The 18,025-nt window shown below is 61.8% G+C and carries 17 protein-coding genes; 6 read left to right on the forward strand and 11 right to left on the reverse strand.

Annotation, left to right across the window (positions count from 1 at the left end; genetic code table 11):
• Nucleotides 1-30: 30 nt before the first annotated feature.
• Both E4633_RS14900 and E4633_RS14905 read right to left on the reverse strand, forming a co-directional pair.
• The gene (locus E4633_RS14900; protein ID WP_135871331.1) at nucleotides 31-543 is read right to left on the reverse strand and encodes a YkgJ family cysteine cluster protein; all 513 of its coding nucleotides are present in this window, start codon (nucleotides 541-543) and stop codon (nucleotides 31-33) included.
• Between the two features lie 2 nt (nucleotides 544-545).
• Complete coding sequence (locus tag E4633_RS14905; RefSeq protein ID WP_246038156.1) at nucleotides 546-917, reverse strand: response regulator; 372 nt, start codon at nucleotides 915-917, stop codon at nucleotides 546-548.
• 162 nt (nucleotides 918-1,079) lie between these two features.
• Here E4633_RS14905 and ybaK point away from each other — a divergent pair, with 162 nt between their 5' ends.
• The 6 genes from ybaK to E4633_RS14935 all read left to right on the forward strand — a co-directional run bounded on the left by ybaK (nucleotide 1,080) and on the right by E4633_RS14935 (nucleotide 6,997).
• On the forward strand, nucleotides 1,080-1,562 hold the full coding sequence (ybaK, locus tag E4633_RS14910; protein ID WP_135871335.1) for a Cys-tRNA(Pro) deacylase: 483 nt from the start codon (nucleotides 1,080-1,082) through the stop codon (nucleotides 1,560-1,562).
• Nucleotides 1,563-1,564: 2 nt separating this feature from the next.
• Entirely contained in the window at nucleotides 1,565-2,410 is an 846-nt protein-coding gene (locus E4633_RS14915; RefSeq protein ID WP_135871337.1) for an SIR2 family NAD-dependent protein deacylase, read from the forward strand.
• A gap of 278 nt (nucleotides 2,411-2,688) precedes the next feature.
• Entirely contained in the window at nucleotides 2,689-3,654 is a 966-nt protein-coding gene (dusB, locus tag E4633_RS14920; protein ID WP_135871339.1) for a tRNA dihydrouridine synthase DusB, read from the forward strand.
• Nucleotides 3,647-4,732, forward strand: coding sequence for a two-component system sensor histidine kinase NtrB (locus tag E4633_RS14925; RefSeq protein WP_129126420.1), 1,086 nt, complete (start codon nucleotides 3,647-3,649; stop codon nucleotides 4,730-4,732). The genes dusB and E4633_RS14925 overlap by 8 nt, the downstream gene beginning before the upstream one ends.
• 225 nt (nucleotides 4,733-4,957) lie before the next feature.
• Nucleotides 4,958-6,394: a sigma-54-dependent transcriptional regulator gene (locus E4633_RS14930; RefSeq protein ID WP_135871341.1), complete on the forward strand. Its 1,437-nt coding sequence runs from the start codon at nucleotides 4,958-4,960 to the stop codon at nucleotides 6,392-6,394.
• 39 nt (nucleotides 6,395-6,433) lie between these two features.
• Nucleotides 6,434-6,997, forward strand: coding sequence for a hydrolase (locus tag E4633_RS14935; protein WP_135871342.1), 564 nt, complete (start codon nucleotides 6,434-6,436; stop codon nucleotides 6,995-6,997).
• Here E4633_RS14935 and E4633_RS14940 read toward each other — a convergent pair.
• The 9 genes from E4633_RS14940 to E4633_RS14980 all read right to left on the reverse strand — a co-directional run bounded on the left by E4633_RS14940 (nucleotide 6,981) and on the right by E4633_RS14980 (nucleotide 18,010).
• On the reverse strand, nucleotides 6,981-7,691 hold the full coding sequence (locus E4633_RS14940) for a response regulator (protein ID WP_135871344.1): 711 nt from the start codon (nucleotides 7,689-7,691) through the stop codon (nucleotides 6,981-6,983). The two genes, E4633_RS14935 and E4633_RS14940, sit on opposite strands and share 17 nt — an antisense overlap.
• 249 nt (nucleotides 7,692-7,940) lie before the next feature.
• Nucleotides 7,941-9,224, reverse strand: coding sequence for an enoyl ACP reductase FabMG family protein (locus tag E4633_RS14945; RefSeq protein WP_135871346.1), 1,284 nt, complete (start codon nucleotides 9,222-9,224; stop codon nucleotides 7,941-7,943).
• A gap of 160 nt (nucleotides 9,225-9,384) precedes the next feature.
• The gene (gene dnaB, locus E4633_RS14950) at nucleotides 9,385-10,734 is read right to left on the reverse strand and encodes a replicative DNA helicase (RefSeq protein WP_135871348.1); all 1,350 of its coding nucleotides are present in this window, start codon (nucleotides 10,732-10,734) and stop codon (nucleotides 9,385-9,387) included.
• A gap of 183 nt (nucleotides 10,735-10,917) precedes the next feature.
• On the reverse strand, nucleotides 10,918-11,556 hold the full coding sequence (gene recO, locus E4633_RS14955) for a DNA repair protein RecO (protein ID WP_135871350.1): 639 nt from the start codon (nucleotides 11,554-11,556) through the stop codon (nucleotides 10,918-10,920).
• A 77-nt stretch (nucleotides 11,557-11,633) separates the two neighbouring features.
• The gene (locus E4633_RS14960; protein WP_135871351.1) at nucleotides 11,634-12,554 is read right to left on the reverse strand and encodes a dihydrofolate reductase; all 921 of its coding nucleotides are present in this window, start codon (nucleotides 12,552-12,554) and stop codon (nucleotides 11,634-11,636) included.
• A gap of 27 nt (nucleotides 12,555-12,581) precedes the next feature.
• Nucleotides 12,582-14,918, reverse strand: a complete 2,337-nt coding sequence (locus tag E4633_RS14965) for an endonuclease MutS2 (protein ID WP_135871354.1) — start codon at nucleotides 14,916-14,918, stop codon at nucleotides 12,582-12,584.
• A 106-nt stretch (nucleotides 14,919-15,024) separates the two neighbouring features.
• Nucleotides 15,025-16,212, reverse strand: coding sequence for a phospholipase D-like domain-containing protein (locus E4633_RS14970; RefSeq protein ID WP_135871356.1), 1,188 nt, complete (start codon nucleotides 16,210-16,212; stop codon nucleotides 15,025-15,027).
• An 88-nt stretch (nucleotides 16,213-16,300) separates the two neighbouring features.
• Nucleotides 16,301-16,522 carry a NifU family protein gene (locus E4633_RS14975; RefSeq protein ID WP_129126410.1) on the reverse strand — a complete coding sequence of 74 codons (222 nt, stop codon included), beginning with the start codon at nucleotides 16,520-16,522 and terminating at the stop codon, nucleotides 16,301-16,303.
• Between the two features lie 87 nt (nucleotides 16,523-16,609).
• Entirely contained in the window at nucleotides 16,610-18,010 is a 1,401-nt protein-coding gene (locus tag E4633_RS14980) for an aspartate ammonia-lyase (protein WP_135871358.1), read from the reverse strand.
• Nucleotides 18,011-18,025 lie beyond the last annotated feature (15 nt).

Here is an 18,025-nt window from a genome sequence, read left to right on the forward strand (position 1 = left end):
CGGCCATATATGCCTAACTTTGGGGAAATGTCAATCGGGGATAGTCAGCGCTTCGGCAAGGGTGAGCCGTTCCGGGCCCGGATGTTCCTGTAAAAATAGCGCGTTGACGGTGGCGAGCATGGTGTTCAGCCGTTCCAGGTCGATGACCGCACTTCCGGGGATGCTGGGAAGCCCCTGGAAGTTTTCGGGGCAGAAGTCGACCGACCTCTCGCCTTCGCGTTCGAGCAGAAGCGGCAGGCCATGGGTGCGGCAGATGATCGGGCGTGCGTTATAGAGAAGACAGAGACCGTCGTGGAGCAGCGGGCAGGGGGAGTTTTCGTCCGAGCGTGCGGCCTTCGAGCGGATCAGTGCGGCTTTTTCCGGGGGAAGTTCACGGAGCGCCTCTCTGAGCGCGGCGGCCTCGACGGCGAAGATGGATAGATGGCGGCAGCATGCGTCGCATCCGGCACGACAGGCGATGTGGTCACCAAGGGCAGAGAAGGTACGGTCGCACAACTCGTCCACGCGCGCGACCAAGGCGCGGTAGTTCGCAAGTCCGGTCATGCTCACTCGGTGCCGCGCAGGCTCTTGCTGAAATCTTCCATGAGCTGCTTGTTCAGGTAGAAGTAGGGTTTTTCGATGGTGCCGCTGAAGCCGAAGCTCTGGTAATTCATCATCACCGGATCATCGGTGCGGCCGCTTGAGACGTAACCCTTGGCGTCCGGGTCGATATCCAGCAGGAGTTTCATCGCCTCCTGCCCACCCATGCCGCCCGGGATGTTCAGGTCCAGGATCACGGCTGCGAAGGCGTCCCCTGATTGGTGCCGTTCGCGGTACAGTTCGACGGCCTGCGCACCGTCATTGGCGAACTCGACTTCGAAACCGTAACGTTTGAGAGTTTCGCCCGCGACGAATCTCACCATTTCGTCGTCGTCCATGACTAATACTTTGGCCGCTCGCGTTTCATTTCCCATAGTAAGTTACCCTGGTTAGCCCGTTGTTAAGATGGCGGAGACGTGCTATTAATCTATAGCCGGTATGTTAGGAACTGGCAAGCGACTTTTTTAATAAAGCTAGCAAATCTGCTGAAGGAGAACGAAATGGCCAAGGTGAAGTCGCCGGTGACCGCCGCCATCCGGGTTTTGCGACAGGCCGGAGTGTCATTCGGCGAGCATCCGTATCAATACGAGGAGAAGGGGGGCACCGCCGTCTCTGCGCGTGAGCTGGGCGTGGAGGAGCACTGCGTCATCAAGACCCTCATCATGGAAGACGAGAGCAGGGCCCCGCTGGTGGTGCTGATGCACGGCGACCGCCAGGTCTCGACCAAGGAGCTTGCGCGCGCCATCGGCGCAAAGAGTGTCGCTCCGTGCACCCCCGACACCGCAAACCGCCATTCCGGGTACATGGTGGGGGGGACCTCCCCGTTCGGGACCCGGAAGCAGATGCCGGTCTACGTCGAGGAGACGATCCTCGAGCTGCCGCTTATCTATATAAATGGTGGACACCGCGGTTTCCTCGTATCCATGCCTCCCGCCGAACTGGTGCGGGTGCTGAAACCGGTAACGGTAAAGGTGGGGATCTAGCTGTGGGAGGCAGTCTCGCCGCAGCCTTCCGGGAAGGTGCCGCGCTGCTCGCCGCCGCCCAGGCCTTGGTGGTCACCGCCGGGGCCGGCATGGGAGTCGATTCCGGCCTTCCGGATTTCCGGGGGGACACAGGCTTCTGGCGCGCCTACCCACTTTACCAAAGGCTCGGCATCAGTTTCGTCGACGCCGCCAACCCCGATCACTTCGAACACGATCCCGCTTTCGGATGGGGCTTTTACGGGCACCGCGCCAACCTCTACCGGGACACCGTCCCCCACGCCGGTTTCGCACTGCTTCTCGAGTGGGCCGGTCGTTACCGGCTCGATCTCTTCGTCGCCACCTCCAACGTGGACGGGCAGTTCCAGAAGGCGGGCTTTGCCGAAGAGAATATCCTTGAATTCCACGGTTCCATCCACCACCTGCAGTGCACCCGTCCCTGCTCGGAGCGCATCTGGGACAATAGCGAGACCTTCCGCATCGACGAAGCGACCATGCGCTCGGACCACGTCCCGCTTTGCCCCCGCTGCGGCAGCGCCGCGCGCCCGAACATCCTCATGTTCGGCGACTACGCCTGGGTGGGGGAACGCACGAGACGCCAAGAGGAGCGCTTCCGGCAGTTTCTCTCCCGCCAGTCGGGAAGGCGCATCGTCGTCGTGGAGCTGGGCGCCGGTACCGCGATCCCCACCGTGCGCGCCGCGAGCGAGCGGATCGGCTCGCTTTCCGGCGCGCGCGTCATCCGCATCAACCCGCGCGAGCCGCAGATCCAAAGACCTCACCTCTCGCTCCCCTGTGGGGCGCTTGAAGGGCTCTCCGGTATCGAGGATGCGTTGAGCGACGCTCGCGGCTGAAGTTCCACCCTTTACGAAGGTTCATCGGAGAGTTTGGGAAGTTGGGATATCGCGGCCCACGAGGCGCTGCATCAGCCCAGGCGTTCCCCCCTTTGCGAAGGGGGGGCAGGGGGGATTTGCTCTTGTTGGCGCCCACTCATCCTAGCCAATCGTCCATTTCCATTTTCAGCCACTCAACCCTCTATTTCCCGTATACGCCCATCATAAAAAACCCTTGCGTTTTAAATTCTTAGTTGTTAGTATGCACAATTTTTAGGCAGACAAGGAAGTTTTAAGATATGCAAAAGACGGTGGCCATCGGCTCCCTTACCTTGAAGAATCGGGTATTTCTGGCCCCCATGGCCGGTATCACCAATCTTCCCATGCGCATCATCGCGCGCGGGGAGGGGGCTTCGCTCACCTTCACCGAGATGGTCAGCGTGAACGGCCTAACCCGTGAAGGGCAAAAGAGTTTCGAACTGTTGAAGACCACCCCCGAAGACCGTCCCATCGGGATGCAGCTCTTCGGCGACGAACCCGAGATGCTGGCCGAGGCCGCGCGTCTTGTCGAGGGGTATGGCGAGCTGATCGACATCAACATGGGATGTCCGGTCAAGAAGGTCGTCGGCACCGGCGCCGGCAGCGCGCTCATGAAGGATCCGCTCAAGGTTGCGCGCATCGTAAGAAGCGTGCGCAAGGCGACCGTGCTTCCCTTCACCATAAAGATCCGCACCGGCTGGGTCTGTGGCGATGACACCTTCCTCGAGGTCGGCAGGATCGCCCAGGAAGAGGGGTGCGACGCCATCACGCTGCACCCGAGAAGCCGGGCCCAGATGTTCGAGGGAACGGCCAACTGGGACAAGATCGGCGAGCTGAAGAGCACCCTTACCATCCCGGTGATCGGCAGCGGCGACCTCTTCAGCGCGGTCGACGTGGTCCGCATGCTTGAAATGACCGGCTGCGACGCGGTCATGGTGGCCCGCGGAGCGATGGGGAACCCCTGGCTTTTCCGCGAGGCGCTCGCGCTTTTGGCAGGTGAAGAGCCGGTGCCGCCGACGGTGGCGGAACGTCTCGCGCTGGCCCGCAGGCATTTTGAACTCTTCGCCGAGTTCGCGGGGGGCAGAGTGGCCCTGATGGAGATGCGCAAGCATCTGTCGTGGTACTCCAAGGGGCTTCCAGGCGCCGCGCAGTTTCGTGCTGCGGTGAACCGGATCGAAACTGCTGCCGAACTTGTCGGGGCGATGGAGGAGTTCTTTAATGGCTGAGCGGCTGGAGAACTATTACGCGAACGTGGTCGATAGCGTGGGCGATGGCGTCATCGTGCTGGACAACACCGGCGCGGTGACCCTCATGAACCCCGCTGCGGAGGAACTGGCCGGCGTCTCGAAGCGCCAGGCGATGGGGAACCTGTTCAGCGATATCTTCAAGGACGATGCCGCCCTTAACGAACTGGTGGCGAAGACGGTGGCGACCGGGATGTCCGTCGCCGACCACGAGAACATCGTGCTGAAGCGCTCCGGGAGGGTGACCCCGGTAGGCACGAGCACCTCTCCGCTACTTAGCTCCTGCGGCGAGAGGATCGGTACGGTAGTTCTTCTGCGTGACCTGACCAACGTGCGGGAGCTTGAGAGCGCGGTACGCCAGGCGGACCGTCTTTCCTCCCTGGGGGCCTTGGCCGCGGGACTTGCCCACGAGATCAAGAACCCGCTCGGCGGGATCAAGGGGGCGGCCCAACTCCTCGAGATGGAGTTTCCCGACAACGAGGACCTGCGCGAATACGTGCGGGTCATGTTGAAGGAAGTGCATCGCGTCAACCTGATCGTCGAGGAGCTTCTGGGGCTTGCCTCGCCGGGACGGCTGAAGCTCGGGAAGGTGAACCTGCATCGGGTGCTCTCCGACATCGTGCTGCTGCAGAAAAACGCCTGCGAAGGGAAGGAACTCTACCTGCAGCAGTATTTCGACCCGAGTATCCCCCCGATTCTGGGCGACGAGTCCCTACTTACCCAGCTCTTCTTGAACCTGATCAAGAACGCTATGGAGGCCGTCGGGACCGGCGGCGTGGTAAAGGTGACGAGCCGTGTCCTTGCCGACTACGCCATGACCCAGAAGGGAGAGCGGCGTGCGCGCATGGTCGCCATCGACATCTCCGACAACGGCCCAGGCATCCCGCCGGACGTCCTGAAGGACATGTTCACGCCGTTTTTCACCACCAAGTCGCAGGGGACCGGTCTGGGACTCGCCATCTGCCAGAAGATCGTCTCCGAACATCGCGGCATGATCCGCGTCGATTCCGACCCCGCGCGCGGCACCGTCTTCACCGTAATGCTGCCGCTCATTCAGTAACGGCCGTTCTACGTTTTATTAACCAGCCGTTCTACGTTCTATGTTCTACGTTCTACGTTGGAAGCAAAGAGGCTTCTTGCGGACTTACGGAACTTGGTATATGAGCGAGGACCGGCAACTTTATACTCAAACGTCCTGTGTTCTCCCGTTTTGAAGCATCGTTGCTTCAAGGTTTCAACTTAGAACGTAGAACATAGAACGTAGAACCGGTTTCAGGGAGTTTTCATGTCCATTAACAACATCCTCGTGGCTGATGACGAAGAGAGCATGCGCTGGGTCCTTTCCAAGGCCCTGAAAAAGAAAGGCTTCAACGTCGAGCTCGCAAAAGACGGCAACGAGGCGCTCAAACTCATCAAGGACAACAACTACGACCTGGCGCTCATCGACATCAAGATGCCGGGGGTGACCGGCCTCGAGCTTTTGGACCGGGTCAAGGAGGAGCGCGCCGACCTCATGGTGGTGATCATGACCGCCGAGGCGAGCATGAAAAACGCCGTCGAGGCGATGAAGCGCGGCGCCTACGACTACCTCACCAAGCCCTTCGACCTGAGCGTCGTCGACGCAGTGGTGGAGAAGGTGAGCCGGGCCCGCGAGATGACCTCGCAGGTTTCCCTCCTTAAGGAAGAGCTTGCGGACCGCTACCAGCTCGAGAAGACCATCATCGGCAACTCTCCAGCCATGCGCGAAGTGTACAAGACCATCGGCAAGGTGGCCCCCTCCGACGTCACCGTGCTGGTGCAGGGTGAGTCGGGGACCGGCAAGGAGCTCATCGCCCGCGCCATTCACTACAACTCCAAACGGCTGGGTAAGCCGTTCGTGCCGCTCAACTGCGCCGCCATCCCGAAGGAGCTTCTGGAGAGCGAGCTCTTCGGCTTCGAGAAGGGGGCCTTCACCGGCGCCACCGAGCGCAAGCTAGGCAAGTTCGAACAGGCCAACGGCGGGACCATCTTCCTCGACGAGATCGGCGACATGCCCATCGACCTGCAGGCGAAGATCCTCCGGGTGCTGCAGGAACGCGAGATAACGAGGACCGGAGGCAACCAGAGCATCCAGGTCGACGTGCGCGTCGTGGCGGCGACCAACCAGGACCTCGAGGAGAGCGTCCGGAACAAGCAGTTCCGCGAGGACCTCTACTACCGCCTGAACGTGATCCCGATCCAGCTCGTGCCGCTGCGCGACCGCAAGGAGGACATCCCGCTCCTCGTGCAGTACTTTCTGAACAAGATCTGCGCTGAGCTGGAGGCGCCGCTCAAGCGCTGCTCCTCCGACACCGTGAAGCTTCTCACCGGCTACAACTGGCCCGGCAACATCCGCGAACTGGAGAACACCATCAAGAGGGCCGTGATCCTCTCGCCGGACCCGCTGCTGGTCGCCTCCGATTTTCCCGGACTCAGGAGCCGTCCGAGCGAAGGAAAGGGGGAAGAGCTGTCGCTTGAAGGGATCGTCGATCTGAAGCTGCGTACCTGTTTCACCAACATGGAGAAGATGGAGAGCGGCGACGTGCACGCCATGGTGCTGGAGCAGGTGGAGCGTCCGCTGATCCGTTTCGTGCTGGAGAAGACGCGCGGCAACCAGGTGAAGGCCGCCGATATCCTCGGCATCAACCGCAACACCCTGAGGAAGAAGATCACCGAGCTCGGTATCGAACTGCGCAAGGATTAGCGATAAAGAGTAACCTCAACCCGCTTAAAGGAGGCTGCCGTGACCCTGATGGAAAGGTTCTTTCTGGAGAAAGAGAGCGCACAACTCGTAGTCGTGGACGTACAGGACAAGCTCTGCCGGGCCATGGACGAAAAGGTGCTCGGTAAACTGACGGGCAACATCTCGATCCTGCTTGATGCGGCGGCCGAATTGGGGATTCCCGCCCTCGCCACCGAGCAGTACGTGAAGGGGCTCGGGGAGACCGTCCCCTCCCTGAAGGAGAAGCTCTGCACCCCGAGCCTTGAGAAGATGACCTTTTCCTGCTGCGGCGGGGAGGGGTTTCTTGAGACGCTGGAGAAAACCGGCCGGCGCCAGATCATCCTGACCGGGATGGAGACGCACGTTTGCGTGCTGCAGACCGCGCTCGAGCTCTTGTCGCGCGGCTACGTAGTGCACCTCGTCGTGGACGCGGTGATGAGCCGCAAAAAGCACAACTGGGAGATCGCACTGCAGACCATGACCCAGGCCGGTGCGGTGATGACCTCGACGGAATCGGTCCTCTTCCAGCTTCTGCGCGTGGCGGGCACCGAGGAGTTCAAGAAGCTTTCTAAGCTCGTGCGGTAGGCGGCAGCGTGCTGACGTAGTGGTCGATCCGTTGCCGGTCGACTTCGGAGATGTCGACGAACTGGATGCCGAACCCCTCGTCGATAGTGGATTTCTTGCGGGCTTTGGTGGTGTTTAGCCAGGCGACGCGTCCCTTCGCCTGGACGATGGTCCCCACCGGCTCGGGAAGAACGAAGATCAGCTCCAGCATGGTGTCGAGCTCTAGGTCCACGTCGGCGGCGAGGTAAAGGCCGTTCTGACTCAGGTTGATGCAGTAGCCGGAGAGGGTGAGGTTGAAGGCGCGGAACTTTACGTTGAAGCGGCAGCTCCCCCTCCTGTCGCGGCGGTCCACGGCAGGGAGCCATTTGCGGGCCGCTTCAAGGAAAATCATGCGATCCAGCGGTTTGGTGAGCACATCGTCGCACCCTGCCCCGAGGCAGAGCTGACGATCGGCCTCCTTCCCTTCAGAGGCGATGAGAATCACCGGACTGGAGAGATGGGGGTCTTTTTTTATGGCGCGGCAGCACTCGGCGCCGTCCATGAGGGGCATGTGCAGGTCCATGACCACCAGGTCCGGACGCTCCTGACGGCATATCTGCAGGGCGTCCTGTCCGTTTCTGGCGGTGGAGATGTCGACTGCGGAGAGGGAGAGGAACTCCTTCTCGAGTTCCAGGAACATGCTTACGTCGTCGACCAGCAGGACCTTGTGCGCCACGGGTGCTCCTTCTTCAGGTACAGGGGGATTTGAAAGGTGCGGTCTTGCCTTGATGGTTCTTCGAATACTTGGGACGTGGAGCAGCCACTGCCGCTGCACGAGCCCCAGAGTCCCCCCCTTTGCGAAGGGGGGACAGGGGGGATTTAGCCGCGGTTAGCCCAAGCATGCAGTTAAGCCACCGCGTCAAATCCCCCCACTCCTACCTTGCCAAATGTAAGCTGACCCGAGCTGAGACCAGCCCGTGTTCGGTTACTTTTTCGCCAGGACCTTGGCGATCATGTCGTGGTTCAGCCAGAAAACCGGCGCCTTCGGATCCCAGGAGCTGTTGAACATGAGCGCCCCAACGCCGGTGAAGACGGCGCGGGAGAGAACGGCGCAAACGATCTCCTTCGGGTCGGCGTTCATGCCGATCAGTTCGGCCGAAGTGTTCAGCATGTACTCCTGCTGCGCGGGGCTGTTGTGCTGCGGCCAGCTGTCGAAATCGCGGGTGCTGGTGATGAGCTCGGAGGTGAGGTAGGTGTTGGCGATCTCCAGCAGCTGGTCGACGGTAGTCCCTTCGTGCAGCAGTGACTGGCACTCCGCGACGACCGAATCGACCCCTTCGTTTCTGAGCGCGCCCATGAGGGGGTAGAGCGAGTTCTCGACGCCGAGAAATAGGGCGCTCGAGTTGGTGAGGATTTCCGGGCAGTTGTACACGGTCGCCTTGATACCCTTCTCCCACGCCTCGATGGCGATGTCCTCAAGGCGGATCTTGGCCCACCCCTGCAGGTAAGGGGTGTAGGACTGCCAGGTGCTGACGCCGTCGATAAGCACTGCGGTGCCGTGGTAGCCGTATGCCGCGTAAGTCACCGGGAACTTCTCCCTAAGCCCTGTGGTTGCATCGATCAGGTAGCGGAAGGTGTCCGCGGTCACCTCGTTGAAGCTCGCGTCGCACAGTTTACCCATGTCGGAGGTCCAGAACGACTCGGAGGAGAGGAAACGGTCACCCTGTCCCTTGAAGAGCTTGTTCAGGATCGGCATGAAGACGCGGGCGCGCGGGATGCCGCCGGCCATGGTGTGCACCACGAGGAGGTTGCACCCGGCGGGAAGCATCTTCTCGAGTTCGGCGACGACGGCGGCGAGATTTTTGCAGAAACGCTCGGTCCCTTTTTGCTTGGAGTAGGCGATCTCGGAAGGATCGAGCTTGACCGAAGCGAAGTCGTCCGGCTTGACCCCCTTGAAGCGGTCCACCGGCGCCACGCCGTCCTTGCCCGGCTCCATGTCGAAGCCCGCCTCAAGCGGGATGTTGATGATCTTGCCGCCGAGGTTTTCCTCGGCCGTCGCCAGTTCCTCCGCGTTGAGCGCGCGCAGCGTGTTGTCCGCGTCGCGCCGCCCCACGGTGGCGCCGATGATGGTCATCCCCTTGGCCTTTGCCTCGTCCACGATGCCGTTTGCGTAGCCGCGACCGAACAGTTCGCCGCAAAGAAACAGTACGTCCCCTTCCTTGAATCCGGCCGTTGCCGGTACCTCGGTCATTGCATGGTATCTGCTCATTTGGTTTCCTTTCCTTGCGTAGTATGCTCCTCCCCGGATGGGGGAGGCGAGGAGGGGGGATCGATGCTTCGGACCGCTCCCACTCCCTGATCCTCCCCATCCCGGCCATCGCCCACCGTAGGGCTTCGGCCCGCAGGCGGGGGAGGGAATCTGCTGAAGACTAATATTCTTCCCTGTTGCTGAGATTGTCGAAGCGGGTGAACTCGCCGCGGAAGGCGAGATCGACCGTGCCGATCGGACCGCTCCTGTGCTTGCCGATGATGATCTCCGCCTTACCCTTCAGGTCCTCGTTCTCCTTGTCGTAGACCTCGCCACGGTACACGAACATGATGATGTCGGCGTCCTGCTCGATAGCGCCCGACTCCCTCAAGTCGCTCATCATCGGGCGTTTGTCGGTTCTCTGCTCCAGGCCGCGGTTCAGCTGCGAAAGGGCGATCACCGGGATGCTAAGCTCCTTGGCGAGCCCCTTGAGCGAGCGGGATATCTCCGATATCTCCTGCTGCCTCGATTCGCTGTTGGCGCCGCCGCGCATGAGCTGCAGGTAGTCGATCACGATGATGCCGATATCGTGCTCGGCCTTGAGTCGCCGCGCCTTGGAGCGGAGCTCCATGACCGAGATGGAAGGGGTGTCGTCGATGAAGATCTTGGAGTTGTGCAACAGGCCGGCCCCTTTGATCAGCTTGGGCCAGTCGTTCTCCTGCAGGTGCCCGGAGCGCAAACGGGTGAGGTCTACGCGCGCGGCCGAGCACAAAAGCCTCTCCACCAGCTGCTCCTTGGGCATCTCCAGGGAGAAGATGGCGGCCGGGTACTTCTTGTCCGCGTCCACCGACGCGTACTGGGCGACGTTCAGGGCGAAGGTGGTCTTGCCCATCGCAGGGCGTCCCGCGATGATGACGAGGTCGCCGGCGTGGAAGCCTGCGGTCAGCTTGTCGAGGTCGGTGTAGCCGGTCGGGACGCCGGTGACGAGCTCCTTCTTCTCGTAGAGAAGCTCGATGTTCTTGATGGTGTCCTTGAGGATGTCGCTGACCTTGTAGTAGGAAGGCTTCAGCTTGTTCTCGCCGATCTCGAAGATCACCTTCTGCGCCGTGTCGAGGAGGCTTTCGACCTCGACTTTGTCCTCGAAGCCCTGGCTCACGATGTCGGTCGCCGCGGTGATGAGCTTGCGCGTGATGAACTTCTCCTTCACGATCTTGCAGTAGTAGGAGATGTTCGCCGCCATCGGGACGAAGTCGACCAGCGTGGCGAGATATGCGCCGCCACCCACCTCGTCGAGTTCCCCCTTCTTGCGGAGGATCGTGGTGAGCGTGATCAGGTCGCACGGTTCGTTTCGCTCGTTAAGCTCGATCATGGCGCGCATGATCTTCCGGTGGCTCTCCCTGTACAGCTCGTCCGGGGTGAGCACCTCGAGCACGCGGTTTATAGCCTCGTTGTCCACCAGGATGCCGCCCAGGATGGACATCTCGGCTTCGATGCTCTGGGGCGGCAGTTTTCTCATGTCAGCTTGGTTCATGCAGGTCCTCAAAAACAAAAAGCAAAAGCGGTGCGTCCCGGGCGGCAGGGCCGGACGGGGGCGCCGGAGCCGGTTAGGCCCAAAGGCGGAATACTACCTGTTAGCGACGCTTGGGTCAACAAAATTAATGGTTTGCGGCAGGTTTGTCGTGGCGGTTTCGCAAGCTATTACGGCGTGTTGCGCTCAGACACCGCACTCCTTCAGGAAGGCGAGCGATTTAAGTTCCCGATCGAGGTGCAGGTCGATGGCGGGGTTAAGGAGGAGGTCCGCCTCGCGCAGGAGGGGCTCGGGAAAGATCACGGCGCCGAAGCGGCCGGTCTGCATGGCGCGGGCGAGGAGCGAGGCGGTCTCTTCCGACACGCCCCTTACGCGCAGATCGGGCTGGTATCCGAGGATCTTGAGGAGGTTCACCGCGAAAAAGCGCCGGTCCGAAGGGGAGGCCTGGTCTTCGTTCAGTCGTTCCAGGTAGCAGTAAAGCAGGCGGAAAAGGCGCGGGCTCGGCTCGTCTTCCGGGGTGAGGCGTTCGACGAGTTCGCAGGCGTAGGCGGCGCAGCCGATTCTATTCAGGTCGGCCCGGATGCCGGAGAAGACGTCGATGATGTCCGCGCTGGAGAGGGTGGCGAGGCCGGTTCCCGTGTGCAGTTGGAGTTTCAGGTGCGCGAACGGCTCGAGGGCGCCGGCGAAGCGTTTCTTGCTCCGTTTTGCTCCGCGCGCCACCCCCTGCATCTTCCCATGTTCCAGGGTGAACAGGGTGACGATGCGGTCCGCCTCCCCGAAGTCGGTGAGGCGCAGCACTATCCCTTCAGCCTCGGTGTTTTTCATCGCCGGAAAGGTAACATGCGGTGCATGGGAGAGTCAATGGGCTCATACTCCTCCCCCCGGAGGGGGGAGTCCGGATGCTATTGCCCGCGCAACCTGTGCATCAAAATCCCGAGGTAGCGGTTCAGGGGATGGCTTCTCGGGAGCGACTTGATGGGAGGGGTGCCGCGGGTGCCGCACCGGGCGAGTTCGGAGAGGAATTCCTGCCCGCCCCCCATCTGCACCCCCTTGCGCAGCGTCTCGAGCCCCTGTCCCTTTTCACCGTTCAGGATCTGGATGCGACCGAGGTTCAGACGGATGCGCAGGTTGTCCGGGTCGTCGCGCAGCGCCTTTTCCGCGAGCTTTTGCGCCGCGGGGAGTTCTCCTCCGCTCTTTGCCTGGCTATAGGCGAGGTCGGAGGCTGTTTCCGGGGAGTCCTCGATCGCCTGGGCCTGTCCGAAGCAGCAGCGCGCCAGGAAGTAGAGCCGGCGGTGCAGCGCCTCGATACCCTTCTGGCGCAACTCCTCGGCGTCGCCCCCCGGTTCGAAACGGTCCACCTTCTCCATGACCAGGAAGGTGGTCGGTGGTGTTCCGTCCGTGAAATCCTCGCGGTGCAGCTCGGCGAACGAGCAGGGGGGCTGCGGGAAGTTCACGTCCCCCTCGTAACGGCCGTGCACCACGGTGAGGTAGATCCGCTGGCAAAGGGGGAGCGCCTCCCTGAACACCGCTTCACCCCCGCAGATGAAGAGCTCCTCGTCACCATCTGCCGCGGCGATCCCCTCCTGCAGCGTGCGCGCCACGATGACCCCTTCGGTCTTCCCCATGGTCCTGCTCACTACGATGTTCCTGCGCCCCTCCAGGGGATGACCTATCGATTCGAAGGTCTTTCTCCCCATGAGGACGGCATGCCCCAAGGTCAGGTTGCGGAAACGGGCAAGGTCGGCGGGGATGTCCCACGGGAGCTTTCCGTCGACGCCGATTACCCTGTTGTCCGACATGGCCGCGATGATGGAGATGATCATGGGACCTCCGGTGCTACTTGAGTCGTCTTAGCGCAGCGTCACCACGGTCACGCCGTCGCCACCCTCGAAACGCTCGCCGGTGCGGAAGGATGAGACGAGGGGGTGGTCGGAAAGGAAATTCCGCACTCCCTTCATGAGCGCGCCGGTACCCTTGCCGTGCACCACGCGCACCTCGGACATCCGCTCGAGCGAGGCGTGGTTCAGGAAGGGCTCCAGTTCGCCTATCGCCTCTTCGACCCGCATGCCGAGGAGGTTTATGTTGCTTGCGGCCTCGGCCTGCTCCGTTTCCTGTTTGGCGCGCTGCTTCCGTACCTTCTTCGGCTCTTTTCCCTTGGGCTTTAACAGGGAAACCATGGCGACGTCGAGCTCCATGCTCCCGGCCCGCACGCGCACGCGCTCCCCGCGGCGGTCTACGGAGAGGATGGTGGCGTCGCAGTTGAGCGGCTTCACGAAGAGGACGTCCCCTGCCGCGATTGCATCGGGATCGACGCTCTCCTCCGGGTGGAGGCGGTCGAGTGCCTCCTCCACCTCGCGCGCCGCTTGGTCCAGCTTTTCCTTCGCCTCGCGCGCCTTCTCCCTTTTTGCCTGGTCCAAGAGGGAGGCGACCTCCCGTCTCGCTTTTGCGATGATCTCCTGTGCTTCCAGAAGCCCCTTCTCGCGGGCGTCCTGCACGAGTTTCGCCGCCTCGTCGCGCCGGTCCACGAGGTTTCGTTCGGACGCGGCCACTTTCTCCTCACGCTCGTCGAGCTCGCGCAGGGTCAGCTCCAACTGCTCGCGTTTCCCTTTGAGGTCGCGCAACAGCGCGTGGAAATCGGCCTCCATGGTGCCGATCATCCCGCGGGCGAAGGCCACAACCCGCTCGGGGAGACCATAGCGGCTGGCGATCTCGAGCGCGTGCGACTCGCCCGGCTCTCCCACCACGAGCCGGTAAAGCGGCGCGAGCCGGTCGCGGTCGAAGGCCATGGCGGCGTTCACCATCCCTTCCTCGCGCTGCACAAAGCCGATGATCTCGGTGAGGTGCGTGGTGGCGACGACGAGCGCTCCCTTGTCGTGCAGCTCCTTAAGCACGGCACAGGCGATCGCCGCACCCTGTCCCGGCTCCGTGCCGGTCCCAAGTTCATCCAGAAGGATAAGGGTGCCACGGTCGGCGCCTCGTAAAATGCTCGATATCTTGGAGATGTGGGCGGAGAAGGTGGAAAGGCTTTCCTCGATGGACTGCTCGTCGCCGATGTCGACCAGGATCTTTTGCACAAGCGGCAGCACCGTACCGGGGTGGGCCGGGACCGGCATGCCGCAAAGCGCCATCACGCTCAGAAGACCGGCGGTCTTGATGGCGATGGTCTTGCCTCCCGTGTTCGGCCCGGTGACGACCATGACGCTGTTGTCAGAGGCGAGCTCCAAGTCTAGCGGCACCACATCCTTTCCCAACAGGGTGAGAATCGGGTGGCGCGCCGACTTTAGCAGGATCCCCGGGGTCTCGGCGATGACCGGCGTCTCGCACCTTAATTTGTCGCTCAAAGTCGCGATGCAGTTCAGGATATCGAGCCGTACCAGCGCCTGAAACTGCTCGAGGAGTTCCTCGGCATCCTCGCGTATCCAGTCGCAGATCTGGCGCACGATGCGGATCTCCTCGGCGCGCTCGTCGGCCACCAGGTTCTCGAGTTCGTTGGCAAGGCCGATGATCTCCAAGGGCTCCATGAAGGCGGTCTCGCCCGAGTTCGAGACGTCGTGCACCACACCCGGCACCATCCCCTTGGAGTCCATGCGCACCGGAATGACCCAGCGCCCGGACCTCTGGGTGATGAAGTCGTCCTGCAAAAAGATTGCGGTGTGCCGCTCCCGCACGATCTCCTCCAGGCGCCGCTTGATGCGCGCGGTGATTCCCTTCTTCTTGGAACGGATATCGGAGAGCAGCGTCGACGCGGTGTCGAGGATCTCCCCATCCTCGTTCACCGTATGCTCCAGGGGTTCCAGAAGGTCGGGGAAACCGCTTATGGAGCCCGCCGCGGCGAAAAGGAACGGGACGTCGTTTCTGAAGGCAAGCTGCTTCGATATCGCCGTCATGACGCGCAGGGTGGGGATGAAGCGCTGCAGGGCGATCGGGGCGATGACGGCACCTTTCGGACGCACCGCCTTCACTTGCGGCGTGATGTCCTCGAAGGGGGAGAGCTTCAGCGAGATGCCTTGCCTGGTCAGCCTGCGGATCTCCTCCACGAGTCCCAGGCGCTCCTCTATGGCGCGGCGATCGGAGAGGGGGGTGACGGAAGATACGCCCAGGTGCGAGGCTTCGCAGTGGGCAAAGGCGGCGGCGGTATCGAGGATCTTGTCGAATTCCAGCCGCTTGAGGGTGTCCTTGTCGATCATGTAGATAACTCCGGGTAGATAACAGGCAAAGGCCAAGGGGATGAGCTGTGGCGCTCAGCCTCCTTGGCCTCTTGCAGATTTTGTTGATGTGCCGGCCTTTTAGTGCCTACAAAAACCAGGCGACCGGGCTGAAAAGCCGCTCAAGAAGCCGCACGGTCCAGCCCCGCTTCTCGTGTTCATGCAGCACGATGCGGCGCGTGCCTGCAAAGTCGGCTTCGAGCATTTCCGCGACTTGGCTCCCGAAATCGCGGCTGTCCACCACCACGTTCAGCTCGTAGTTGCGGTGGAAGCTTCTAAAATCCATGTTCGCCGAACCGACCATGGCCCAGTCGCCGTCGATTAAGAGCACCTTCGCGTGCAGCACGGCGCTGTCCAGTTCATGGATCTCGACCCCGTTTTTCAAAAGCTGCGCGTAGTAGGTCCGGCTCACCAGACGCACCAGGGGGACGTCGTTTTTATACGGCAGGAGCAGTCTCACAACCACGCCGCGCCCAGCGGCACGCAGAAGCGAGCGCATCACGCGAGGCCCGGGTACGAAATAGGGGCTCGCGATGGTGACGCTCTCGGATGCGCCGGCGATGGCGACGCGGAAGGCGCTCCTGATGAAGCTCCGCTTGTGATGCGGTCCGCCGTTCACCACCATGACCTTGGCGTCGCCGGTTATCTCCGGCATCGGCGCCGGATCACAGCCGACCGGGGGGATGCCGGTCTCCTCGGTCCAGGTCTCCCGGAAAAGCCGGAGCAGTTCGATCCCCGCCTCACCCTCGATCTTCAGCCCCACGTCGCGCCACTTCGTCTGCTTTTTGCCGAGTCCCGAGTAGACGTCGGCGATGTTCATGCCGCCGGTGAAGACGCACCATCCGTCGATGATGACGATCTTTCTGTGATCGCGCTTGTCGAACCAGGCGATCCCGCGGCGAAATGGGGGCGGGTTGAACGGGGCACAGTGCACACCCCGCTTCGTGAGGTGCTTGAAGAAGGATGCGGGTGTTTCAAAGCAGCCGATGTAGTCGTAGAGCACATGTACCCGCACACCTCGCCAGGCCGCTTCGATCAGCGCGTCCGCCACACGGCGTCCGGTCTCGTCGTCGGCTATGGCGTAGAACTCGAGGCAGATGCTCGTTTTCGCCCGGGGGATCGCTTCCAATAGCGCGGGGAAGAACTCGGAACCGTAGCGGTACAGCGTGGCGCGGTTGCCCAGAAATGACACCGCCTCTGTGTTCTTCCTGAAGAGATCGAAGAACCTGGCGGTCCGGAACAGGAACTGCTTTCTTTTGCGGCGCACGCTGGTCATAGATCGGGAACCTGAAAGCGAAAAAGCGCGGAAATAACGTCGAGCATTACTTCCGCGCTTCGGGTGCTGCGGCTAAGGGGAAGACCCGTTAGACGGAGACGACTTCTTTTACGGCGGGGATCTTTTCCTTGATGGTTCTCTCGATCCCCATCTTGAGTGTCATGGTGGACATAGGGCAGTGGCCGCATGCGCCGACCAGGCGCACTTTCACCACGCCGTCATCGGTTACTTCTACGAGTTCAACATCGCCGCCGTCCGCCTGAAGCGCCGGCCTGATGTTTTCCAGAATGGCTTTGACTTCTTCTGTCATTTACTCCTCCATTTCTCTGTGGTTTACAACACGTATGAGTCTATAGGATTTTAGTGATAAATGCAAAGCTCCAGTTAGGCTCCGTACTTACTCCTTGCCGTGCACGCCAGGCGTGGTGAGCGGGTAGGGGGAGAGTACCTCTTCCAACTCCTCCTCGGTCAGGATGCCGCGCTCCAGGATCACCTGGCGGATGCTGTTACCGGTCTTGGCCGACTCCTTGGCCACCTCGGCCGCCGCCGCGTAACCGATGCTAGGCGCGAGCACCGTCGCGAGGCCGACCGACTGGTCGAGGTAGCTGCGGCAGCGCTCTTCGTTCGCGCTGATCCCGGTGATGCAAAGCGTCGTCAGCTGGCGCAGGCAGTTTTTGAAGATCTCCATGGAGAAGAGCGTGTTGAAAGCGATCACAGGCATCATCACGTTCAGTTCCAGCTGTCCGGCCTGCGCTGCGAGGGATACGGTCAGGTCGCATCCCATCACCTGGAAGCAGACCATGTTGGTCACCTCGGGGAGCACGGGGTTTACCTTGCCCGGCATGATCGAGGAACCGGGCTGCATGGCCGGGAGGTTGATCTCGGCAAGACCGGTGCGCGGCCCCGAGGAGAGAAGCCTCAGGTCGTTGGCGAGTTTGATCACGTTCACCGCGGCCCCCTTCACGCTGGAAGAAAGCGCCACGAACGGGTCCATGTTCTGCATCCGCTCAACGAGACTCTCGCCTCGTGTGAGCTCTTCGCCGGTTTCGCGCGCGAGCCCCTCGACGATCAGGTCGATGAAGGCCTCTTCCGCGTTCAGGCCGGTGCCGACCGCGGTGCCGCCGATGCCGAGCTCCCTTAAGCCGGGGAAGGCACGCTCTATCCCGGCGCGGTTGTTCTCGACGGCGATGCCCCAGGCCGAAAACTCCTGCCCGAGGCGGATCGGTACTGCGTCTTGCAGGTGGGTGCGTCCCGACTTCAGGATGTGATCGAATTCCATCCCCTTGCGTGAGAGTGCCTCGGAGAGGTGTCTCAGCTCGCCGTCCAGCTCCTGGGCAAGTTCAAGGGCGGCCAGACGCATTGCCGTCGGGAACACGTCGTTGGTGGACTGCGCCATGTTGACGTGGTCGTTCGCGTTCACCCTGCCGTACTCGCCGAGCTTTCCTCCCAGGATTTCGTTCGCCCGGTTTGCCAGTACCTCGTTCACGTTCATGTTGTGCGAGGTGCCCGCGCCGGCCTGGAAGGGGTCGACGACGAACTGGTCCGTAAGCGCGCCCGAAAGCGCCTCGTCGGCCGCCTTTACGATGGCCTCGCCGAGCTCGCGGTCAAGCCTCCCCGTGGTCATGTTGGCCTGCGCCGCGCACTTCTTGATCCTGATGGTCGCGCGGACCAGCGCCCGGTGCGGCTTCAGCCCGGAGATGGGGAAGTTGTTGATCGCCCTCTGTGTCTGTGCGCCGTAATAGGCGCCTTCGGGGACCTCTACCGTCCCCATGGTGTCCTTTTCGATGCGGTTTGCCATGAACAGCTCCTTGTT

The organism is Geomonas terrae (assembly GCF_004791675.1).
Classification (GTDB): domain Bacteria; phylum Desulfobacterota; class Desulfuromonadia; order Geobacterales; family Geobacteraceae; genus Geomonas; species Geomonas edaphica.

Excerpts from the sequence above, each read along its gene's own strand:
- E4633_RS14900 (WP_135871331.1), bottom strand. The coding sequence starts at position 543 with ATGACCGGACTTGCGAACTACCGCGCCTTGGTCGCGCGCGTGGACGAG.
- E4633_RS14905 (WP_246038156.1), bottom strand. The coding sequence starts at position 917 with ATGGACGACGACGAAATGGTGAGATTCGTCGCGGGCGAAACTCTCAAA.
- ybaK (WP_135871335.1), top strand. The coding sequence starts at position 1,080 with ATGGCCAAGGTGAAGTCGCCGGTGACCGCCGCCATCCGGGTTTTGCGA.
- dusB (WP_135871339.1), top strand. The coding sequence starts at position 2,689 with ATGCAAAAGACGGTGGCCATCGGCTCCCTTACCTTGAAGAATCGGGTA.
- E4633_RS14925 (WP_129126420.1), top strand. The coding sequence starts at position 3,647 with ATGGCTGAGCGGCTGGAGAACTATTACGCGAACGTGGTCGATAGCGTG.
- E4633_RS14930 (WP_135871341.1), top strand. The coding sequence starts at position 4,958 with ATGTCCATTAACAACATCCTCGTGGCTGATGACGAAGAGAGCATGCGC.
- E4633_RS14945 (WP_135871346.1), bottom strand. The coding sequence starts at position 9,224 with ATGAGCAGATACCATGCAATGACCGAGGTACCGGCAACGGCCGGATTC.
- dnaB (WP_135871348.1), bottom strand. The coding sequence starts at position 10,734 with ATGAACCAAGCTGACATGAGAAAACTGCCGCCCCAGAGCATCGAAGCC.
- recO (WP_135871350.1), bottom strand. The coding sequence starts at position 11,556 with ATGAAAAACACCGAGGCTGAAGGGATAGTGCTGCGCCTCACCGACTTC.
- E4633_RS14960 (WP_135871351.1), bottom strand. The coding sequence starts at position 12,554 with ATGATCATCTCCATCATCGCGGCCATGTCGGACAACAGGGTAATCGGC.
- E4633_RS14965 (WP_135871354.1), bottom strand. The coding sequence starts at position 14,918 with ATGATCGACAAGGACACCCTCAAGCGGCTGGAATTCGACAAGATCCTC.
- E4633_RS14970 (WP_135871356.1), bottom strand. The coding sequence starts at position 16,212 with ATGACCAGCGTGCGCCGCAAAAGAAAGCAGTTCCTGTTCCGGACCGCC.
- E4633_RS14975 (WP_129126410.1), bottom strand. The coding sequence starts at position 16,522 with ATGACAGAAGAAGTCAAAGCCATTCTGGAAAACATCAGGCCGGCGCTT.
- E4633_RS14980 (WP_135871358.1), bottom strand. The coding sequence starts at position 18,010 with ATGGCAAACCGCATCGAAAAGGACACCATGGGGACGGTAGAGGTCCCC.